General features: G+C 69.2%; 18 protein-coding genes and 2 tRNA genes. 14 read left to right on the top strand and 6 right to left on the bottom strand.

Annotated elements, in window-relative coordinates; genetic code table 11:
* Positions 1-95 precede the first annotated feature (95 nt).
* The 5 genes from ABD259_RS09075 to ABD259_RS09055 all read left to right on the top strand — a co-directional run bounded on the left by ABD259_RS09075 (position 96) and on the right by ABD259_RS09055 (position 3,623).
* Entirely contained in the window at positions 96-704 is a 609-nt protein-coding gene (locus ABD259_RS09075) for a mycothiol-dependent nitroreductase Rv2466c family protein (protein WP_344104007.1), read from the top strand.
* Between the two features lie 162 nt (positions 705-866).
* Complete coding sequence (locus ABD259_RS09070) at positions 867-1,034, top strand: hypothetical protein (RefSeq protein WP_344104009.1); 168 nt, start codon at positions 867-869, stop codon at positions 1,032-1,034.
* A gap of 77 nt (positions 1,035-1,111) precedes the next feature.
* Positions 1,112-2,533, top strand: a complete 1,422-nt coding sequence (locus ABD259_RS09065; RefSeq protein ID WP_344104011.1) for an aldehyde dehydrogenase family protein — start codon at positions 1,112-1,114, stop codon at positions 2,531-2,533.
* 117 nt (positions 2,534-2,650) lie between these two features.
* Positions 2,651-2,803 carry a hypothetical protein gene (locus tag ABD259_RS09060; protein ID WP_017620786.1) on the top strand — a complete coding sequence of 51 codons (153 nt, stop codon included), beginning with the start codon at positions 2,651-2,653 and terminating at the stop codon, positions 2,801-2,803.
* Positions 2,804-3,155: 352 nt separating this feature from the next.
* Positions 3,156-3,623, top strand: coding sequence for a ribose-5-phosphate isomerase (locus tag ABD259_RS09055; RefSeq protein ID WP_344104015.1), 468 nt, complete (start codon positions 3,156-3,158; stop codon positions 3,621-3,623).
* A 490-nt stretch (positions 3,624-4,113) separates the two neighbouring features.
* On the opposite strand, the gene ABD259_RS09050 is transcribed toward ABD259_RS09055, so the two are convergent.
* Positions 4,114-5,406, bottom strand: coding sequence for a GNAT family N-acetyltransferase (locus tag ABD259_RS09050; RefSeq protein ID WP_344104018.1), 1,293 nt, complete (start codon positions 5,404-5,406; stop codon positions 4,114-4,116).
* Positions 5,407-5,780: 374 nt separating this feature from the next.
* Here ABD259_RS09050 and ABD259_RS09045 point away from each other — a divergent pair, with 374 nt between their 5' ends.
* From ABD259_RS09045 to ABD259_RS09030, 4 genes are all read left to right on the top strand, one after another.
* Positions 5,781-6,872: a PP2C family protein-serine/threonine phosphatase gene (locus tag ABD259_RS09045; RefSeq protein ID WP_344104229.1), complete on the top strand. Its 1,092-nt coding sequence runs from the start codon at positions 5,781-5,783 to the stop codon at positions 6,870-6,872.
* 280 nt (positions 6,873-7,152) lie between these two features.
* Positions 7,153-8,493 carry a magnesium transporter gene (gene mgtE, locus ABD259_RS09040; RefSeq protein WP_344104020.1) on the top strand — a complete coding sequence of 447 codons (1,341 nt, stop codon included), beginning with the start codon at positions 7,153-7,155 and terminating at the stop codon, positions 8,491-8,493.
* 112 nt (positions 8,494-8,605) lie between these two features.
* On the top strand, positions 8,606-8,806 hold the full coding sequence (locus ABD259_RS09035; protein WP_344104022.1) for an antitoxin: 201 nt from the start codon (positions 8,606-8,608) through the stop codon (positions 8,804-8,806).
* Between the two features lie 156 nt (positions 8,807-8,962).
* Complete coding sequence (locus tag ABD259_RS09030; RefSeq protein ID WP_344104024.1) at positions 8,963-9,514, top strand: (2Fe-2S) ferredoxin domain-containing protein; 552 nt, start codon at positions 8,963-8,965, stop codon at positions 9,512-9,514.
* 82 nt (positions 9,515-9,596) lie between these two features.
* Here the strand turns inward: ABD259_RS09030 and ABD259_RS09025 are convergent, their stop codons facing one another.
* From ABD259_RS09025 to ABD259_RS09005, 5 genes are all read right to left on the bottom strand, one after another.
* On the bottom strand, positions 9,597-11,216 hold the full coding sequence (locus tag ABD259_RS09025) for an MDR family MFS transporter (RefSeq protein ID WP_344104026.1): 1,620 nt from the start codon (positions 11,214-11,216) through the stop codon (positions 9,597-9,599).
* 189 nt (positions 11,217-11,405) lie between these two features.
* Entirely contained in the window at positions 11,406-12,014 is a 609-nt protein-coding gene (locus tag ABD259_RS09020) for a TetR/AcrR family transcriptional regulator (RefSeq protein WP_412759404.1), read from the bottom strand.
* Between the two features lie 219 nt (positions 12,015-12,233).
* Positions 12,234-14,105: an ABC transporter ATP-binding protein gene (locus ABD259_RS09015; RefSeq protein WP_344104231.1), complete on the bottom strand. Its 1,872-nt coding sequence runs from the start codon at positions 14,103-14,105 to the stop codon at positions 12,234-12,236.
* A gap of 241 nt (positions 14,106-14,346) precedes the next feature.
* Positions 14,347-14,850: an adenylyltransferase/cytidyltransferase family protein gene (locus tag ABD259_RS09010; protein WP_344104031.1), complete on the bottom strand. Its 504-nt coding sequence runs from the start codon at positions 14,848-14,850 to the stop codon at positions 14,347-14,349.
* A 178-nt stretch (positions 14,851-15,028) separates the two neighbouring features.
* A tRNA-Gly gene (locus ABD259_RS09005) sits at positions 15,029-15,102 on the bottom strand.
* Between the two features lie 110 nt (positions 15,103-15,212).
* Here ABD259_RS09005 and ABD259_RS09000 point away from each other — a divergent pair.
* The 5 genes from ABD259_RS09000 to clpX all read left to right on the top strand — a co-directional run bounded on the left by ABD259_RS09000 (position 15,213) and on the right by clpX (position 20,144).
* A tRNA-Pro gene (locus ABD259_RS09000) sits at positions 15,213-15,287 on the top strand.
* Positions 15,288-15,587: 300 nt separating this feature from the next.
* The gene (gene tig / locus ABD259_RS08995; RefSeq protein WP_344104033.1) at positions 15,588-16,988 is read left to right on the top strand and encodes a trigger factor; all 1,401 of its coding nucleotides are present in this window, start codon (positions 15,588-15,590) and stop codon (positions 16,986-16,988) included.
* 331 nt (positions 16,989-17,319) lie between these two features.
* Entirely contained in the window at positions 17,320-17,883 is a 564-nt protein-coding gene (locus ABD259_RS08990; protein WP_344104233.1) for a ClpP family protease, read from the top strand.
* 48 nt (positions 17,884-17,931) lie between these two features.
* Positions 17,932-18,588 carry an ATP-dependent Clp protease proteolytic subunit gene (locus tag ABD259_RS08985; RefSeq protein WP_344104035.1) on the top strand — a complete coding sequence of 219 codons (657 nt, stop codon included), beginning with the start codon at positions 17,932-17,934 and terminating at the stop codon, positions 18,586-18,588.
* Between the two features lie 284 nt (positions 18,589-18,872).
* A complete protein-coding gene (gene clpX, locus ABD259_RS08980; RefSeq protein ID WP_344104037.1) occupies positions 18,873-20,144 on the top strand; it encodes an ATP-dependent Clp protease ATP-binding subunit ClpX in 1,272 nt (423 codons plus the stop codon).
* Positions 20,145-20,161 lie beyond the last annotated feature (17 nt).

The following is a 20,161-nucleotide window of genomic DNA, read 5'->3' as shown; positions in this document are numbered from 1 at the left end:
CCAGGAGTCGGGGTTGCGAGAGGGGAAAGGAGAATCGCGCGTCCGAGCGCGTGGGACGGGCGGGCACGTGGCCGAACTTTCACGGAGGAATACGGATGAGTACGGAACCGACGCCAGTGGACTTCTGGTTCGACCCTGTGTGCCCGTGGGCGTGGCTGGCGTCGCGGTGGCTGCTGGAAGTGGAGCGGATCCGCCCCGTGCGGGCCCGCTGGCACGTGATGAGCCTGTCGGTGCTCAACGAGGACAAGGAGGTCCCCGACGAGTACAGGCAGATGCTGGGCGACGCGTGGAGACCGGTCCGCCTCGCCATCGCGGCCGAACAGCGGTTCGGCAACGACGTCCTGGGCCCCCTCTACACGGCGCTGGGCACCCGCTTCCACCTCAAGAACGACCGGTCCGACGCGGCGATCAAGGACGCCCTGGCCGAGGTGGGGCTGCCCGAGGACCTGATGGGCGCCATGGACACCCCGGACTACGATGAGGCCGTCCGCCGGTCGCACCACGACGGTATGGACCGCGTGGGCCAGGAGGTCGGCACCCCGGTCATCTCGGTCGAGGGGATCTCGTTCTTCGGCCCCGTCGTGTCGCCCGCTCCCAAGGGCGAAGAAGCCGGGAAACTGTGGGACGGTGTCCTGCTGGTCGCGGGGACCGACGGCTTCTTCGAGCTCAAGCGCAGCCGGACGCGCGACCCCATCTTCGACTGACACGCGTCCATGCGGACCGATACCGGCCACCACGGAACCACCGAGGGGTGAGGCCCGTTCGTGGGACGGGGGGTGTCCGCCCGGCGCGGCGTCGGCGCCGCACACGGCGGGCGCCCGCGCCGACAGCGGCACCGCACAGCACGGAAGGCACGAAGGAAGACAATGAGCACACCCGAGGACGAGCGTCCGGTCGACCTGTTCGACGACGCCCTGGAGATCCTGCCCGACACCACCAGCGACGAGCGCGGTCCCGGGTGGGGCGAGTACGTCTCCGATACTGACGACGACACCGCCCGGCTGCTGGAGGACCGTCCCCCGCACTGGGGCTGAACGGCGCGGGTCATCTTCCGGGGCGGCACTGTGCCGCCGCCGGGATGACCCGCCCGTAATGGGGGAAGGTGGATCGCATGCGATCCCTGTACCTCAACGGCGCCTGGACCGGATCGGTCTCCTCCGAGGCCATCGACGTCGTCAATCCCGCGACGGAAGACGTCATCGCCACGGTCCCGGCCGGGCACCCCGACGATGTCGACCAGGCGGTGGCCGCGGCCACCGACGCCTTCGTCCCCTGGTCCGCGCTCCCCGTCATCGAGCGCCGCGCCCATCTGGCCCGCGCCCTGGACCTGCTCCGGGAGCGCGCTGACGACCTCGCCGCCCTTATCGTGACCGACCTGGGCGCCCCGCTCACGCTGGCCTCCCGGGTGCACACCCGAGTGCCGCTGGTGATGTTCGAGACCTTCCTCGACGTCGCCGGCGAGGTGGGCGAGCGCTACTTCACCGGGGAGAAGGTCGATACTTCGCTGGTCGTCCGCGAACCGGTCGGCGTGGTCGGCGCTATCACCCCGTGGAACTACCCCCTGCTCCAGGTCGTGCTCAAGGTGGTCCCCGCGCTGCTGGCCGGGAACACCGTCGTGCTCAAGCCGAGTGAGGTCGCCCCGCTCAGCGCCTCCTTCCTCGCCGAAGCCTTCGACGACTCCGGGCTGCCGCCCGGCGTGTTCAACCTCGTCTCCGGCGCCGGCCCGGTCGTCGGCGAGGCGATCGCCGCCCACCCCGCGATCGACATGGTCTCCTTCACCGGTTCCACCCGCGCCGGGAGGAGGGTGGGCGAGCTGGCCGCCGCGACCGTCAAGAAGGTCGCGCTGGAACTCGGTGGGAAGTCCCCCAACGTGATCCTGGCCGGTGCCGATCTGGGCGCCGCCGTCAAGCGGGGCGTCGCCGACGTCATGCGCAACAGTGGGCAGAGCTGCGACGCCCTGACCCGCATGCTCGTCCCGCGATCCCGCTACGACGAGGCGGTGGGGCTGGCGGCGGACGCCACCGCGAAGTACGTTCCGGGCGACCCCCTCGACGCGGGCACGCGCCTCGGCCCGCTGGTCTCCGCGGCGCAGCGCAAGCGCGTCCGGGACTACATCACAGTCGGCGTGGAGGAGGGAGCGCGGTTGGTCACCGGCGGGGCCGAGCCCCCGGAGGGCATCGAGCGCGGCTACTACGTGCGGCCGACGGTCTTCGCCGATGTCGGCAACGATATGCGGATCGCACGCGAGGAGATCTTCGGCCCCGTCCTCGCGCTGATCCCCTGCGAATCCGAGGAGGAGGCCGTGGAGATCGCCAACGACACCGACTACGGGCTCGCGGCCGCGGTCTGGGCCGCCGACACCGAGCACGGTCTGGCCGTCGCCCGGCGGCTGCGCGCCGGGCAGGTCGCGGTGAACGGAGGACGCTTCAACCCGCGCGCGCCCTTCGGCGGCTTCAAGCGGTCCGGCGTCGGACGCGAGTGGGGGCTCCACGGCCTTGATGAGTTCTGCGAGGTCAAAGCCATCCAGCTGTAGGCCGCCCGGCACGGCTGGGACTGGGGCGGGCCAAAGGAGGGTCATGTCCGCTTTGACCACGGCCTATGGCAAGATCTGGTAAGGAATGTCAGGTCCTTCAGCAGCCGAGGTAGCACATTGAGCAGCAAGCCCCAGGAGTCCAAGGCCAGCCCGCTGGGCAAGGACGTCAAGTTCATGGTCATCGCGAACATCACCGCGATCGGGTCGATGGCCCTGTTCGCGGCGATGGGGCTGAGCATCGCCCACGCGGCCACCGGCGTCGGCTTCTAGGAACCCGGCGACCGGCGAGCACGCCAGCGCCGAGGCCTCCGACCAACGGACTCCCAGTGCCCGCCTCCCGTTACCGGGAGGCGGGCACTGCGCGTTACGGCCATCGACAGCGCTCCCCGGCCGGCCGACGCCGGATGCGTCCCACTTCCGCGCGGCGATCACGGCGGCCGTCCTCGATTCGGCCCGTTTCGGTCGGCCAAACGCCGTGATCACCTCCAGCAAAGGGCAGGGACACCGCGTGTCCCTGCCGCTCTGCCCACCGCACCGGGGAGCGTGGCGGAGAGAATCCTTGACGTCGGCCCGGCCCCCTCCCGCGCGCACGTGTACCCCGCTGACCTGCCACACTGGTGCCGTGCGTGTATACCTTGGATCCGATCATGCAGGCTTCGAACTCAAAGAGCACCTGGTCTCCTGGCTGAAAGAGCGGGGACACGAAGTGGTGGACGCCGGGCCGGCCGTCTACGACGCGGTGGACGACTACCCGCCGTTCGTGCTGCGCGCTGCCGAGGGCGTCGCCGCCGACCCGGGCTCCCTCGGCATCGTCATCGGCGGCTCGGGCAACGGCGAGCAGATCGCCGCGAACAAGGTCAGGGGCGTCCGCGCCGCGCTGGCGTGGAGCGACGCCACCGCGACGCTGGCGCGCGAGCACAACGACGCCAACGTGATCAGCATTGGCGCCCGGATGCACTCGCAGGAGGAGGCCACCCGCCTCGTCGAGCTCTTCCTGGCCACGCCCTACAGCGGGGAAGAGCGCCACACCCGCCGTATCACCATGCTCTCCGAATACGAGCGGACCGGCGAGCTGCCACCGCTGCCGTAGCGCGACACGCCGCCGGTCGCCCGTGCGGCGCGCCCGGCCCTATGACGCCCCCGTCGTTCACCGCCGACGGCGCGACCGGCGCCGTCGGCGGCCGCGTTTGCGCGGTCTGGGCGGCGGGGGAACGCGCAGGGGATCGAACGCCGCGGGGGCGGGAGGACGGTCCGGCCCGGTCGCAGATTGCGGGGATCCGGCGGGCGGCTCGAAGGATCCGCGGCGCTGCCGGTGCGCGGGTCCCTCGTGCCCTCCGTCGCCCCCGACCGGGCCGGAGTCCGCGTGGTCCGGGAGGACCTCCGCCGGAGGCGGGTCGCGGTCCGGGCGCGGACGCGACACGTCCCGTGCCCGCATCGCCGCGGACAGGGTGACGTGCGTGCGCGCCATGTGCGGATCTCCCCGCTTCACGAGCTGGTTCGAAGGTTTCTTCCGGTCACGCTCCTGCCCGTGACGGTAATACGCGCCGACGCCGGTGAAAAGCCCCCGCAGGGCGCGGATACTAGAAGATCACCCCGCAGAACGGCTGCTCCGATCGGCTCAGCGCGGTGTCGAGGCGGTCGACGGCGCCCGGGGTCTCCTCGGTGAGGAGTCCGGCCGTGCGGTAGGCCCCCAGGGCGGTCCCGCCGAGGTAGGCGGCGCCGAGCCAGCTGACGTTCAGCCGGATGTCGGGTTCGGCGTCGGTCGCCGTACACCGGGCGGCCTCGGTGTCGGCCGTCAGCCGCCACCGCCCGGCGTTCCACGGTGCGGTGGTATCGCTCACCTCTAGGACGACGTCCACCGGCGCGGCGTAGCCGCGCTGCTCCAGGGCGGCGGCCACGTCGACCAACCGGATCCACAGTCCGTTGGTGAGCTGCCGGTGGATGCGCTGGGGGTCGGTCACCAGGTGCAGCAGCGGGTCGTCCGGCGCGACCAGCTCGGCTCTGACCGTTGACACCAGGTCCCGGGTGAGCGCGTACTCCCAGAGCAGGGCGTGAGCCGCCGGTGCCGTCGCGGTCAGTTCGGCGACGTCGAGCCGCCCGTCGGGCGTGCCGTGGTCGGTCCACCGGTTGGCAATGCGGTACAGGAGGTAGCCGAGCGGGCCCGCGTCGTCCTCGGCGATCGCGCACCGGTAGGCGCTGGCGCCGCCGCGCCGTTCGGGCTCGTCCGCTAGGACCACCTTCCACCAGCGCTCGTCGCGCTGGAAGTCGCCCACCCGATGCGTCGCGGCGGTTCGGTGCACGGTGGCCAGTTCCTTGGCGGCGTCTCCGGGGGTGGTCAGCCGCAGGCGCAGGGCGGGGTCGCGCGGGATGTCGCGGCGCAGGTTCACCTCGTGGGTGGGGACGGTGACCGCGTACGCCCGGGAAGCCGGTCCGTGGCCGAACCGCCCGTAGATCGCCCCCTCGCTGGCGAAGAGGGCGGCCACGTTCTCGCCGCGCTCCCGGATGTCGGCGAGCTGGCGGCGCATGAGCGCGGTGAGGACGCCGCGGCGGCGGTGGGTGGGCCACACCCCGACCGCGGAGAGCCCGGCGACCGGCCGCGGCCCGCCCGGCAGCGTCATCTCCAGCGAGTGGGCGATGCTGGTGCCGACCATCTGGGAGCCGTCGAAGGCGGCCAGGCTACGGTCGAATTCCATCAGGCCGCGGTAGAGCTCGCTCCTGGCTTCGGTGAGGTCACCGGCGAGCAGGGCCTCGCCGAGGATGCTGTGGAACGCCGGGAGTTCGTCGGGGGTGATGGCACGGACGCGCCAGTCCGACCCGGCCGAAGAATCAGAGGACGACGTGGAGTGGGACCCCTCAGGGCGGGAGTGCGACATGGTTCCTGTCCCTATCACCCGGAGCGATGGCCGGGCGAGCGAATTTCTCGGCGCGGTATCACCCTGGCCCCGCGCGGACCCGCCTCGCTGCGTTCGGCGCGATCACGCCGTAGATTGTGAACTGTCCGGAGCGAGGATTCATGATCGGCCGGGCCGACGATTTTCCAACGATTCGATGGCGGCCCCCGGAGGACGCCTGACGGCGGGGTCCTTCTCCGGCCATACTTGAACATGCGTAGTTCTGCCTGGAGATCCGGAGTGACATGCGGCGGGTATCGGACCGTCCACTCGACGGGGCCGCGGCGGGCCCGCCGCACGGTCGGTGCCCCCGCGCGGGTTCCCCGTCTTTTCGTGCGCCGGCGGTGACCATCCCCATGTCGGTCCGGCTGGCGCGCCAGGTTCGCTCGCTGTGGCAGCGCGCGGTCGCCTTTCTCCGGCGCAAGGTGCTGTTCCGCTACCGGCTGGTGCTCATCACCCTGGTGGCGCTCGCCGTCGGCATCGGGGTCGGCGCGGTCTGGGGGCCGCCCGGGTGGTTTCCCCCCAGCGCGGTGATCCTCACCGTGCTGGCCGGCGGACTCCTGCTCAAGCGCAAGAGTCTGGCGTTCCTCCTCGCCGTGGTCGCCGCGGTGCTGCTGTTCACCGGGTTCGCCCTGGACTTCGGGCACGTGGGGCCGGGCCTGCTGGTGACGATCGGCGTCACCGCGGTGGTGGCCTACCTGCTGTCGGGCGTGCGCGAGCGGCTGGGCATGCAGGGGCTCAGCGGCGAGAAGATGCTGTTGGAACTGCGCGACCGACTGCGCGACCAGGGACGGCTCCCCGACCTCCCGCAGGGGTGGGGCGCCACCGCCGTCCTCCGCCAGGCCGGCGGTTCCTCGTTCGGCGGTGACTTCGTCGTCTCCAGGCGCCACGGCGACCAGCTGGAGATCGCCGTGGTCGACGTGTCCGGCAAGGGTGTGGACGCGGGGACGCGCGCCCTGCTGCTCTCCGGCGCCTTCAGCGGCCTCCTCAGCGCCGTCCCCAGCAGCGAGTTCCTCACGCACTGCAACGATCACCTGACCCGCACCGCGCTCGGTGAGGGCTTCGTCACCGCCGTCCACCTCAGCCTCGACCTGGTCACCGGCGACTACCTCATCACCTCGGCCGGACACCCGCCCGCGGTCCACTTCGACCGCGGCACCGGTGCGTGGTCCGCCACCGAGGCCAAGGGGGTGGTCCTCGGCGTCATCCCGGGGATGACGTTCGCTCCCGTCGAGGGGCGGCTGCGGCCGGGAGGCGCCATCATGCTCTACACCGACGGCCTCATCGAAACCCCTGGTGAGGACCTCGACTCCGGGGTCGACCGCCTGCTGGGTGTGTCGAGCCGACTGGTGGCCGCCGGTTTCGGCACCGGCGCGGAAGAAGTTGTGGACACGCTCAGCGAGGGCAAGAACGACGACATCGCCCTCGTCGTGATCTGGCGGTCCTGACTCGCCTCACCCCACCGACACGCCATCGGCGCGTCCGATACGCGGTGGCGGAGGCACACCGTGTAGCCCGCTACAGGTAGGGTTTCGGTTGATCCCTGGGCTTCAACGAGCGTCCGCATGGCCTGAACGCTCGGCGACCGTGTGCCCACGGGGCCGGGTCCACACGGCGGTGCGCCGCATTCGGGTCTTTTTCCACACGCCCACCCCCCGTGCCCTGCGTCGCACGGACCCGCCGGTCCGGCCCGGGGCAGGGTCGCGTTATGACAAGGGGGTGCTCAGCATGGCTGACGATATCGGCGAAGACCTCATCGACATGATCGCCGAAAACGACCTGACCGGCATTCGACTCTGGTTGGCCGAGCATCCGCCCTACGAGATCGCCGACGAGCTGGAGCGGATGGACGCCCGCTACATGATCGTGCCGTTCCGACTGCTCGACAAGGACCGGGAACTGGAGGTCTTCGAGGAGCTCGACCCCGTCCACCAGCACGAGATCCTGGTCGGCCTGCGCGACTCCGCGTTCCACGAGCTGCTGGAGGAGATGGACCCCGACGACCGGGCGCGGCTCATCGGCGAGGCCCCGGCCAAGATCGCCACCCGGGCGCTGGCCGGACTCAGCCCGGCCGAACGCAAGATGACCGCGGCGCTTCTCGGCTACCCCGAGGAGTCGGTCGGCCGGTACATGACGCCGGAGACGGTGATCCTCCACCGCGACCTCACCGTGGGCCGCGCACTGGAGGTGGTCCGGGCCAAGGGCGCCGACGCCGAGACCATCTACATCCTGCCCGTGGTCGACGACGGCCGTCGGCTGGCCGGGATCGTGCAGCTCAGCGACCTCATCGTGAGCGACGACGAGAGCCTGCTCAAGGACATCGTGGACATCTTCGTGCCGCGGGTAAGCGCCACCGACCCCGCTGAAGGCGCCGCGCGCCTGATGCAGGAGGCTAACCTCGTCGCCATGCCGGTGGTCGACTCCGAGGAGCGCTTCGTCGGCCTGCTCACCTTCGACGACGCCCTGGAAGTGATCGAGGCCGCCGACTCCGAGGACATCGCCCGCCAGTCCGCGGCCAGCCCCGTCGCCGGACACTACGTGTCGGTCACGGTGCCCCGCCTGGCACGCTCCCGGGCGGTCTGGCTCCTGCTTCTCATCGTCGCCTCCACGCTCACCGTCTCCGTCCTGAGCCATTTCGAGGCGACCCTGGAAGAGGTGACCGCGCTGGCCCTGTTCATCCCCATGCTGACCGGCACCGGCGGCAACGTGGGCTCGCAGTCGGCGACCGCGATCGTGCGCGCCCTGGCCGTCGGTGAGGTCCGCGTCCGCGACCTGCCCGGGGTGGCCTGGAAAGAGTGCAGGGTCGGGTTCCTGCTCGGCTGCGCTCTCGCCCTCATCGCGATGACCGTCGGCTGGATGGTGGTCCCCGGCGGGGTCGCCGTCGCGGTGGCGCTGTCGGTCATTGCCGTGTGTACCTGGGCGGCGGTGATCGGCAGCACGATGCCGCTGCTGGCGGGCCGCTCCGGCGTGGACCCGGCCGTGGTCTCGGCGCCGCTGGTCACCACGCTCGTGGACGCCACCGGCCTGCTCATCTACTTCACCATGGCCCGGGTGATCCTGGGTATCTGACCCCCGGCCGGCCCCGCGCCGGGCCGCCCCCGTGGTTCGGGCGTCGGCGCGACGGGTATGGCCAGGACGGTGCCGAGAGCACCGATCCCGGACCGATGAGGGGTGGGAGCGTATGTCCGGTCTCAAAGACGCCATGGACAAGCTCAAGAAGGCGGCGAGCAAGAATCGCGACAAGGTCGATCGGGGGGTCGACGCCGCTGCCGAGGCCGCTAAGAAGAAGACCCAGGGCAAGTACGACGACCAGATCGACACGGCCGCCGAAAAGGGCAAGGACTTCATGGAGGACCAGACCCGCGACGACCGCGATCGCTGACGTCGCCGTGCCCGTGCCCCGGTTCCCGCGGACCGGGGCACACTGCTGTCCCCTGGGTTGTCCCGGCGGCGCCCGATTGCGCACGTTATGAACTGCGACGATACGGTGTGGAGCAGTCAATGGGCATTGCCCCCGATACAGGAGGTACGACCAGCGGTGTCCCCGTCAGGGAAGCCGTGCCAACTCGTGGTGTGCCGCGGGTGCTGCTGTGGCACAAAGAAGAAGCGTCCGGGCGTCGACCACAAGGGGCAGTTGGAGCGGCTGAGCGGGTTCGAGGACCACGAGGGGCGCCGGGTCCCGGTCCGGGTGAGTAAGTGCCTCGGAATCTGCTTCAAGGCCAACGTGGTGGTCGTACAGCCCTCGGCCCAGGGGCGTGCCGGAGGGGGCCGGCCGGTCTGGCTCGGTGAGTTCACCGAGGACCGGCTCATCGACGACCTCGACGACTGGATCTTCGAGGGCGGGCCCGGCATCGCGCCGCTGCCGGATTCCCTGGAACCCCACCTGACCTCCAAGAACGCGAAGAAGCCGAAGAAGGCGAAGCTGGGCAAGAAGGCCAAGAAGGCGGCGGCGGAAGCGGACGGGGCCACGCGGAAGGGCGCGGACGAGGCACGGCCCGGCGGTGAGAAGGGCAAGAAAAAGAAGAAGGCCAAGAAGGCCAAGAAGGCGGAAAAGTCCGCCAAGGCCGAGAAGAAGGCCAAGAACACGTAGCCGAGAGGCGTGGGACGGGCCGCGTGCCCAGTGGGTCCGTCCCACGCCGGTCCGGGGTGTCGCCGGAAGCGGGCGCGCGCCGTCAGTCGGCGGCGGCCGCGGCCTCCGGCCCGTTCCCGCCGCCCGAGGTCCCGACCTCCGTCGACAGCGGCTTCTCGATCAGGAAGAACGACAGCACGAAACCGACGACCGCCACCGGTAGGGCGTAGTAGAAGATCGGCGCCAGCGCCCCGGCAAACGCGTGCACGATGAACTCCCGCAGTTGGTCGGGAAGGCCCTGGAGCATGTCCGGTGTCATCGAGCTGATGCCGGCCTCACCGCCCTGCGTCGGCAGGTGACCGGTCGCCTGCGGGGGAAGTTCGGCCATCCGGTCGTTCAGCCGGCCGACGAAGATTGACCCGAAGACGGCGATGCCGAACGACGCGCCGATCTGCCGGAAGTAGTTGTTGGCCGACGTCGCCGTTCCCAGGTCCTGCGGCGGCGCGGTGTTCTGCACGATCAGTACGAGGTTCTGCAGCACCATGCCCACACCCAGGCCGAGCAGCAGCATGCCGCTCGCGTTGTACGCATACGGCGTGTCCGCGTCCATGCCGCCGAGCAGGATCAGGCCCACGATCACCACGCCCGTGCCAATGATCGGCCAGATCTTGTATTTACCGGTGCTCGCGATCCTCCGGCCGGTGCCGATGGTGGCGACCAGCATGCCGACGACCATGGGGATCATCAGCAGGCCGGAGACGGTCGCGCTGACGCCGTTCACCATCTGCAGGAACGTGGGCAGGTAGGACACCGTGGAGAACATCGCGATGCCGACGCTGACGCCGATCAGGGCGGTCAGGACGAAGTCGCGGTCGTTAAAGAGGCGCAGGGGGATGATCGGCTCGGCGGCGCGGCGCTCGGCGGCGACGAACAGCACCGCGGCGACCACGGCGCCGACGCCCAGACCGATGATCACCGGGCTGTTCCAGTCGTAGGTGCTCCCGCCCCAGCTGGTGAGCAGCACGACGCAGACGCTGGCCGCAGCGAGGAGCACCGTGCCCAGGTAGTCGAGTTTGGGCTTGGGACCGCCGCGGCGCGGCAGCTGGAGCACGGTGGAGGTGACGACGAGCGCCAGGGCGCCCAGCGGCAGGTTGATGTAGAAGATCCAGCGCCAGTCGAGCTGGTCGGTGAACAGCCCACCGAGCAGCGGTCCGGCGATGGAGGAGAACCCGAACACGCCGCCGATGGCGCCCATGTAGCGGCCGCGCTCCCGCGCGGAGACGACCTCGGCGATGATCGACTGGGCGCTGATCATCAGACCGCCGCCGCCGATGCCCTGCAGGGCGCGGAACAGGATGAGCTGGTTCATGTCCTGGGCCACGCCGCACAGCACCGAACCGATCAGGAACACGACGATGGCGAACTGGAAGACGACCTTGCGCCCGAACAGGTCGCCCGCCTTTCCGTAGATCGGCAGCCCGACCGTGGCGGCCAGCATGTAGGCGGTGATGACCCAGGACAGGTGGTCCAGCCCGTTGAGCTCACCCACGATGGTGGGCAGGGCGGTGGTGACGATGGTCTGGTCCAGGGCGCCGAGCAGCATCGTCAGCATGACGCCCAGGAAAACCCAGCGGATCTGCTTCTTGGTGAGCGGACCGGCGGACGCCTCGGCCGCGGCTGCGGACTGGTCGGGCGGCTGGTCGGCCGCGTGGGTCGATGTCATCGAAGTGGTGCTCGCTTCCCCAGTCGCCTTCCTTCGCCGAGGCCGTGCTGGCGCGTAAGGCAGGACCGGACATGTGTGGATACCGGTGCGTGGCCGCGCCGGTGGTCTGCGGGTGGGCGGGGTGGTGGTGGACGGGGGTCCTGTGGGGGGGACTGGGGACGGTCACCGCCACCCTTTCAATGTGCGTCCTCAGGGGTCTTCGCGGGCCAAGGCGCGCCGCAGCATGGCGAAGACCTCGTCGGACATTGCTCGGATGTTCTCCGGCCCCTCCTGGCCGGACCAGGTGGACCGTTTCATCGTGAAGCGGATCGCGGCCGCGGCCACGGTCGAGAGGAGCTGGGGCCGCAGATCATCCGGTTTGTCGCCGAGGCGTGCGGCGAGGGCCTCGGCCACGCTCTGCTCCATCTCGTGGAACGTGGCCATGACGCGGGGGATGAGCTGCGGTTCCAGCTCGATGAGGCGCTTGCGCTGCCGCAGGTCTTCGAGCAGGGGCAGGGCCTCCTGGTCGTCGAGGATCGGCGAGAGGAGGAAGACCTTGAGGTCCTCGACCAGGTCGCCGGTGGGTCCCCCCTCGACGAACACCCGCCGCGCCTCCTCTCCGGGGCTCGGCGGCCCGTCTCCGATGAGCGCGTCCTCCTTGCCAGCGAAGTAGTTGAAGAACGTCCGGGTCGAGACGTCGGCGGCTGCGGCGATGTCGTCCACGGTGACGTGCTCCAAGCCGCGCTCGATCGCCAGCTGGACCGCCGCGCGCTGTAGCGCACGGCGGGTCGCGCGCTTCTTGCGCTCGCGGAGCCCCACCGCCCTCACCTCCATCGTCTGGAACGATATTTTTGCACTAAATGCAAATTTTCCAAAGGCGCATTGACGCGTGATCTGCATCTCGCTGGCGACCGCGGCCCGTCCCCACGGCTCGACCCGGCACCGGGAGAGACGAGCGGACCGGCGGGACCGCGCCGACAGGGATCGGCCGATCGCGGCCACGAGGAGGGCGGCCCGGAGGAGGGCCGCCCGTCGCCCTCAGGTTCGGGTCTTCTCCTGGGAGGCGAACTGGGTGCGGTACAGGGCCGTGTACAGGCCGCCCTGGCCCAGCAGCTGCTCATGCGTGCCGCGCTCCAGGATCCGGCCGTCTTCGAGCACCAGGATCTGGTCGGCCTCGCGGACCGTCGCGAGGCGGTGCGCGATCACCAGCGAGGTTCGGCCGGCCAGCGCGGTCCGTAGCGCCTCCTGCACCGCCGCTTCGGACTCGGAGTCCAAGTGCGCGGTGGCCTCGTCCAGTACCACCACCGACGGGGCCTTCAGCAGCAGCCGGGCGATGGCCAGGCGCTGCTTCTCGCCGCCCGAGAGCCGGTACCCGCGGTCGCCCACCATCGTGTCGAGCCCGTCGGGCAGCGTCTCCAGCAGCCGCCCGAGCTGAGCCGCGCGCATCGCCTCGATGAGCTCCTCAACAGTGGCCTCCGGGCGCGCGTAGCGCAGGTTGCTGCCCACGGTGTCGTGGAAGAGCTGGGCGTCCTGGGTGACGACGCCGACGGCCTCGCGCAGCGACCGCTTACTGGCCTCGCGCAGGTCCACCCCGCCGATGCGCACCGCGCCCTGCGTCGGGTCGTACAACCGCGCGACCAGGTGGGTCAGGGTGGTCTTGCCGGCGCCCGACGGCCCCACCAGCGCGACCAGCTGCCCCGGTTCGGCGGTGAAGGAGACGTCGCTGAGCACCTGCGTGTCCTCCAGGGTCTCGGTCCGCGGCGTGAGCTCCAGCGACGCCAGGGAGGACTCGTCGGCCCCCGGGTAGCGGAACGACACCCCCTCGAACTGCACCGACAGCCGCCCCTGTGGCAGGTCGACGGCGTTGGGGTGCTCCTCGATCATCGGCTTGAGGTCGAGGATCTCGAAGACCCGGTCGAAGCTGACCAGCGCGGTCATGATGTCCACGTGCACGTTCGACAGGGCCGTGACTGGGGCGTAGAGGCGCGCGAGCAGCGTGGTCAGGGCCACCAGCGTGCCCAGCTCGAACGCACCGTCGATGACCAGGTTCCCGCCGACCCCGTAGACCACGGCCGTGGCCAGCGCGGTGATCAGTCCGAGCAGGGTGAACAGCAGACCGACGAACACCGCCTGGGTGACCCCGATGTCGCGCACCCGCCCCGCCCGTTCGGCGAATCCGGCGGACTCCTCCTCGGGGCGGCCGTAGAGCTTGACCAGCATCGCGCCGCCGACATTGAAGCGCTCGGTCATCAGCGAGCTCATCTCGGCGTTCATGTTCATACCGTCCCGCGAGATGCCGGCGACCCGGCGGCCGATGAGCTTGGCCGGCAGCACGAACACCGGGATGAGCAGCAGCGCGAGCAGCGTGATCCGCCAGGAGAGCAGCATCATCGTGGTGACCACGGCGACCGTGCTGATCAGGTTGGACACCACCGATTGCAGGACCGAGGTGATGGCGCGCTGCGCGCCCACCACATCGGTGTTCAGCCGACTGATCAGCGACCCGGTCTGGGTGCGGGTGAAAAACGCCATCGGCATCCGCTGCACGTGCGTGAAGACCTGCGTGCGCAGCAGGTAGATGACGCCCTCGCCGATGCGCGACGACAGCCAGCGCGACGTCAGGCTCAGCGCCGCCTCCAGCAGGGCCAGCCCGGCGACGGCCAGGGCCAGCCAGGTGACGAGGTCTGAGTCCCCGTGGGCGACACCGTGGTCGATGATGGCCTTGAGCAGCAGCGGGTTGGCGACCACGATGGCCGCGCTCACCGACGTTGTGACGAGGAAGAACAGGATGGTTCGCCAGTGCGGGCGGGTGTAGGAGATGATCCGGCGGACGATGCCCGCGGGCAGCCGGGTCCGCGCGGCGCTGCCGTCGTTGACCAGGGTCCGGTACAGAGGCGGGCCACCCATCATCATCCGTGCTTCTCCACCTTCCGTCTGCGCGGCCCGTCGACAGCGTGGCCGCTCCGGGTCGGGGCGGGTTTTGCCCCCGCGCGCGACCACCCCTGTCCGCTCCCGCACCCGCACCGGGATTCTCACGCGGCGGGGATGCAGAAGTCCTCACTTCTCAGGACGTATCCACCGCATCCGGCCTAACACCAGCGGACCCCTGCTGCTTCCCTCGCGTCGGTGCGGCGGATCGCTCGACAGCGCGTTACAGCGAGCGCGCCAGGCGGCCGAGCGCGGCCGTTGTCGACCGTCCCGGGGTCAGGGGGAGCTCCCACGCCTCGGCACCCAGGGCCGCTGCTCCGCGCCGCTTGGCCTCGGTATAGGTGTCGCCCGCGGTGAACGCCAGGGCGGCGGGGTCAAGCGGGCGCAGCAGCTCCGCGTAGGTTTCCCAGTCGGCGGTCTCGGGCGGGCCGGAGATGATGAACACACCGTCGACACACGCGAGGGCGTCGAGCATCTCCGCGCGCTCGACATCGGGGTTCACCGGGCGTCCCGGTCCCTTCCACGCCCGCACGCGCTCATCGTCCTCGACGCCCACCACCAGGGGCAGGCCGCGGTCGCGGATGGCCGAAAGAAAACGCACGTGCCCGACATGGAGGACATCGAAGACACCGGTCGCCACGGCGGGCGACACCTCGGCGACGGGATCGGAGAACCACCGCGACACCAGTCCGGGCACACGTGCGAACAGCGGATCGGAACTCGTCATCGACTCAACTTTCGCAACCGGCGCGAACGACCTTCTGGGCCGCCGTGCCGACGGCGCCCGCATCGACAACGTACCCCGCGCCCCCGAATATTCCGCGGAAAGCCCCCCGTGTAAGGGCCGCGAAACGCGTCAGGGCCAGGCAACCGGAACGCTCCGGCTCGCCTGGCCCTGGGCCACGTGGAGCGGGCGACGGGAATCGAACCCGCACGACCAGCTTGGAAGGCTGGAGTTCTACCATTGAACTACGCCCGCATGGCGTCAGCTCGTCAGAGTTTCCTCTAGACTCGTGGAGCCGACGGGGACAACATTACCGTCTCCGTGGGGCTGCTTGTACACATTCGATGGGTACGGGCACGAGTCAACGGGGTGTAGCGCAGCTTGGTTAGCGCGCATGCTTTGGGAGCATGAGGCCGCGGGTTCGAATCCCGCCACCCCGACGAAAAGCGGCTCATGGCACATCGGACGCGTCCGTCCGGCTGCCGTCAGCGCCGGCGCGCCTGCCCTAGACTTGGCGTGAGCAGCGATAAGAACCGCGAACAAGACCCCGCCTCTCGGCAGGTCCCACTGCTCGCCTTCGCAGCCCACGGTCGTCGGCGTATGCCGTACCGTGGCCGGAAGGCATTATGTGGAGTCCGCTCCCCGTCCGCACGGGGATGGTCCCAGTGGCCGCACGACAGCGTGCCTGTTCGAGCCGGGTCGTCCCGGAAAACAAGCCGGAAATCTAGGAGTACCGCCCCGTGAAGACCGATGTCGAGGAGCTCAGCCCGACCCGGGTCAAGCTGACCGTCGAGGTTCCCTTCGAGGAACTCGAGCATGCCTTCGACGAGACTTACAAGTCGCTCGCTAAGCAGGTCCGGATCAAGGGCTTCCGCCCGGGGAAGGCGCCCGCCCGGCTGATCGACCGCTACGTCGGGCGCGGAGCGGTGATCAGCGAAGCGGTGAACCACGCCGTTCCCGAGCTCTACAACGAGGCCATCCAGAAGGAGGAGATCTTCGCGCTCGGCCAGCCCGAGGTGGAGGTCACCAAGCTGGAGGACAACGAGGAGATCGCCTTCACCGCCGAGGTCGACGTCCGGCCGAAGTTCGAGGTGACCGACTACGAGGGCATCGAGGTCACCGTCGACGACGCCACGGTCACCGACGAGCAGGTCGAAGACCAGCTGGCGAACCTGCGGGAGCGCTTCTCCACCCTCGTCGGTGTGGACCGCCCGGCCGAGGTCGGCGACCACGTCTCCATCGACCTGTCCGCCGCCATCGACGGTGAGAAGCTGGACGACGTCCAGGCCAGCGGCCTGTCCTACGAGGTCGGCACCAACACCATGCTGGACGGCCTCGACGACGCCATCCAGGGCCTGTCCGAGGGCGAGTCCACGACCTTCGCGACCAAGCTGGTCGGCGGAGAGTACGAGGGCAAGGACGCCGAGGTCACCGTCACGGTGCACAGCATCAAGGTGAAGGAGCTCCCCGAGCTCGACGACGAGTTCGCCCAGCTGGCGAGCGAGTTCGACACCATCCAGGAGCTGCGCGACGACGTCCGCAACCGCCTGGAGCAGAACCGCCGCCTGCAGCAGCTCTCCCAGGGCCGCGACCGCGCGCTGGAGAAGCTGGTCGACTCGATCGATATCCCGCTGCCCGACGCCGTCATCGAGGACGAGGTCAAGCGCCGCCGCGAGAGCCTGGAGGCGCAGCTCCAGCAGAGCGGCCTGACCAAGGAGTCCTACCTTGAGTCCCAGGAGCAGAGCGAGGAGGAGTTCGAGGAGGAGCTGACCAAGGGCGCCACCTCCGCGGTGAAGGCCGGGTTCATCCTCGACCAGCTCGCGCTGCAGGAGGAGCTCTCCGCCGACAACAACGAGCTGAGCCAGTACGTGGTGGAGCAGGCCCAGCGCATGGGCGTCTCCCCGGACCAGCTGGCCCAGCACCTGGTGGAGTCCAACCAGATCCGCGTCGCCTACACCGAGGTGGTCCGCGCCAAGGCCATGGACCTGGTCCTGGAGAAGGCCAAGATCACCGACGAGTCCGGCAACGTGGTCGAGCAGGAGACCGAGGCCGACGAGGCTGAGGAATCCGAGGAGGCCGCCGCGGACTCCGCTGAGGCCGAGGCCCCCGCGGCCGACGCCGAGAAGAAGGACGCGGAGTAGACCACAGCGCAGGCCGTCATCGCCTGATCTGGCGGCGACGGGGCGGCCACCGGCCGCTTCCCGCGCCGGCAGCCATGGGCGAGCCCCGCTCCCACCCCGTGAGGGGCGGGAGCGGGGCTCGTTCGCTTAGGGCCGCAAAGCCCAGGTGGCGGGGATGAGACCTGCGCTCAAAGCGAACAGGAAAGCGATCCGTGCGAGCACGCGTCCGAACCGCGTTAGTGTCGCAAGCGTCGCAACCGTTTCGAATCCGGAGCAGGTGACGAGAGTGCCGCCGACCTTCAATGAGTCCATGCGAATCGACGCCCGTACGCCCGAGTCGCCGCTTCCCCCGATGTTCGAGCAGACGTCCCAGCGCCTGCTGCGTGAGCGCATCATCTTCCTCGGCCAGCAGGTCGACGACGAGATCGCGAACCGCATCGTGGGTGAGCTGCTACTGCTGTCCGCCGAGGACCGGCAGAGGGACATCACGCTTTACATCAATTCACCTGGTGGTTCGGTTTACGCCGGCATGGCCATTTACGACGTCATGCAGTACATCCCCAACGACGTCCGCACCGTGGGCATGGGGATGGCCGCCTCGATGGGCCAGATGCTGCTCTGCGCAGGTACCGCCGGCAAGCGCTACGCGCTGCCGCACACCCGCGTCATGATGCACCAGCCGTCCGGGGGTATCGGGGGTACCGCCTCCGACATCCGGATTCTGGCCGATCAGCTTCTTTACATCAAGAAGATGTTCCTGGAGCGCATCTCGCTGCACACCGGGCAGACCCAGGAGCAGATCGAGAAGGACGCTGACCGCGACCGCTGGTTCACCGCCCAGGAGGCCAAGGAGTACGGCTTCATCGACGAGGTGCTCGAAGGCACCCTCGACGTGACCGGTATACAGGGCCGTTGATCGGTGAGTCCAGTCGGCATGGATAGGCGTTTTTGGGAAGGCCCGAACATGAGCGAGTACAACCTCAGCCCGGCCGGCGGTATGGCGCCGGCGGGTCCGCAGAGCCGCTACGTGCTGCCGTCGTACGTTGAGCGCACGTCGTACGGCGTCAAGGAGATGAATCCGTACAACAAACTCTTCGAGGAGCGGATCATCTTCGTCGGGGTGCAGATCGACGACACCTCGGCCAACGACATCATGGCGCAGCTGCTCACCCTTGAGCAGATCGACGGCGAGCGCGACATCCAGATGTACATCAACTCGCCGGGCGGGTCGTTCACGGCGCTGATGGCCATCTACGACACCATGCAGTTCGTCCGCCCCGATGTGCAGACGGTGTGCATCGGCCAGGCCGCCTCGGCCGCGGCCGTGCTGCTCGCCGGCGGCACCAAGGGCAAGCGGGGCTGCCTGCCCAACGCGCGGATCCTGATCCACCAGCCCGCGACCGAGGGCACGTTCGGCCCGGCCAGCGACATCGAGATCCAGGCCAACGAGATCATGCGGATCCGCGAGCAGCTGGAGAACACGCTGGCCAAGCACACCGACCGCACGCAGGAGCAGATCTCCCGCGACATCGAGCGGGACAAGATCCTCACCGCGGAGGACGCCAAGGAGTACGGGATCGTCGACTTCGTGCTCCCGTACCGCAAGACCTCCCTGAAGTAGGGTCGACCCACGGGCGTTGAACGTCGACGTGGACCGGTGAATCCGACACTGGTCGGGCACCGTGTGGTGAAGCCGGTCCACTTCTTCGCCTAGTCTCGACAAGAGCGACGCACAGATCGTCCTGACCATCACTCCGCCGGGAGCGCATATCCTGCAAAAGCGGTAGCTTGCTTTTACTACAGGGCACGCCATCCGCGTGGGATGCGCCGGGAGCGCGGGACGCGTTCCCCCGTATTGCGGGCGGGGACGATGGCGGGGCGGCCTACGTTTTAAGGAGAAGCTGGGTGGCACGCATCGGCGACGGTGGAGACCTGCTGAAGTGCTCGTTCTGTGGCAAGAGCCAGAAGCAGGTGAAGAAGCTCATTGCCGGCCCCGGCGTCTACATCTGCGATGAATGCATTGATCTGTGCAATGAGATCATCGAAGAGGAACTCGCCGACGCCACCGAGCTCACCTGGGACAGCCTTCCCAAGCCGCGGGAGATCTACGAGTTCCTCGACTCGTATGTCATCGGCCAGGAACAGGCGAAGAAGGCGCTGTCGGTCGCGGTTTACAACCATTACAAACGCGTCCGCTCCGAGGGCGACCGCCCCCGCGACGAGGATGTGGAGATCGCCAAGTCCAACATCCTGCTCCTGGGCCCCACCGGCTCCGGCAAGACACTGCTGGCCCAAACCCTGGCTAAGATCCTCAACGTCCCCTTCGCCATCGCCGACGCCACCGCCCTCACCGAGGCCGGGTACGTCGGCGAGGACGTCGAGAACATCCTCCTCAAGCTGATCCAGGCGGCCGACTACGACGTCAAGAAGGCCGAGACCGGGATCATCTACATCGACGAGGTCGACAAGGTCGCCCGCAAGAGCGAGAACCCGTCGATCACCCGCGACGTCTCCGGCGAGGGCGTGCAGCAGGCGCTACTGAAGATCCTTGAGGGCACCACCGCCAGCGTCCCGCCGCAGGGCGGGCGCAAGCACCCGCACCAGGAGTTCATCCAGATCGACACCACGAACGTGCTCTTCATCTGCGGTGGTGCGTTCGCCGGTCTGGAGAAGATCATCGAGTCGCGGGTCGGGCGCCAGGGCATGGGCTTCAATGCCGTGATCCGGCCCAAGATCGAGCAGTCCGAGGACCAGTTCTCCGAGGTCATGCCCGAGGATCTGCTGAAGTTCGGGATGATCCCGGAGTTCGTGGGGCGCCTGCCGGTCATCACCAGCGTGCACAACCTCGACCGCGCCGCGCTCATCCGCATCCTCACCGAGCCGCGCAACGCCCTGGTCAAGCAGTACCAGCGGCTGTTCGAGCTGGACAACGTCGAGCTGGAGTTCAGCGACGACGCCCTGGACGCCATCGCCGAGCAGGGCATCATCCGCGGTACCGGCGCTCGCGGCCTGCGGGCCATCATCGAGGAGGTTCTGCTCTCGGTGATGTACGAGGTGCCCAGCCGCGAGGATGTCGGCCAGGTGATCATCACCCGCGAGGCCGTGCTGGAGCACGTGAATCCCACCATCGTCCCCCGCGCCGAGGCCGGGCCGGAGCGCGAGGAGAAAAGCGCCTAGGGCGTCCCCGCGCCCCG

Origin of the sequence: Nocardiopsis rhodophaea (assembly GCF_039530945.1) — a bacterium.
Taxonomy (GTDB): domain Bacteria; phylum Actinomycetota; class Actinomycetes; order Streptosporangiales; family Streptosporangiaceae; genus Nocardiopsis_C; species Nocardiopsis_C rhodophaea.
The sequence above is the reverse complement of the archived record's forward strand: the minus strand, read 5'-3'. Positions and strand labels throughout refer to the sequence as shown.

Excerpts from the sequence above, each read along its gene's own strand:
- ABD259_RS09075 (WP_344104007.1), top strand. The coding sequence starts at position 96 with ATGAGTACGGAACCGACGCCAGTGGACTTCTGGTTCGACCCTGTGTGC.
- ABD259_RS09070 (WP_344104009.1), top strand. The coding sequence starts at position 867 with ATGAGCACACCCGAGGACGAGCGTCCGGTCGACCTGTTCGACGACGCC.
- ABD259_RS09065 (WP_344104011.1), top strand. The coding sequence starts at position 1,112 with ATGCGATCCCTGTACCTCAACGGCGCCTGGACCGGATCGGTCTCCTCC.
- ABD259_RS09050 (WP_344104018.1), bottom strand. The coding sequence starts at position 5,406 with ATGTCGCACTCCCGCCCTGAGGGGTCCCACTCCACGTCGTCCTCTGAT.
- ABD259_RS09045 (WP_344104229.1), top strand. The coding sequence starts at position 5,781 with ATGTCGGTCCGGCTGGCGCGCCAGGTTCGCTCGCTGTGGCAGCGCGCG.
- mgtE (WP_344104020.1), top strand. The coding sequence starts at position 7,153 with ATGGCTGACGATATCGGCGAAGACCTCATCGACATGATCGCCGAAAAC.
- ABD259_RS09035 (WP_344104022.1), top strand. The coding sequence starts at position 8,606 with ATGTCCGGTCTCAAAGACGCCATGGACAAGCTCAAGAAGGCGGCGAGC.
- ABD259_RS09025 (WP_344104026.1), bottom strand. The coding sequence starts at position 11,216 with ATGACATCGACCCACGCGGCCGACCAGCCGCCCGACCAGTCCGCAGCC.
- ABD259_RS09015 (WP_344104231.1), bottom strand. The coding sequence starts at position 14,105 with ATGATGGGTGGCCCGCCTCTGTACCGGACCCTGGTCAACGACGGCAGC.
- ABD259_RS09010 (WP_344104031.1), bottom strand. The coding sequence starts at position 14,850 with ATGACGAGTTCCGATCCGCTGTTCGCACGTGTGCCCGGACTGGTGTCG.
- ABD259_RS08990 (WP_344104233.1), top strand. The coding sequence starts at position 17,320 with ATGTTCGAGCAGACGTCCCAGCGCCTGCTGCGTGAGCGCATCATCTTC.
- ABD259_RS08985 (WP_344104035.1), top strand. The coding sequence starts at position 17,932 with ATGAGCGAGTACAACCTCAGCCCGGCCGGCGGTATGGCGCCGGCGGGT.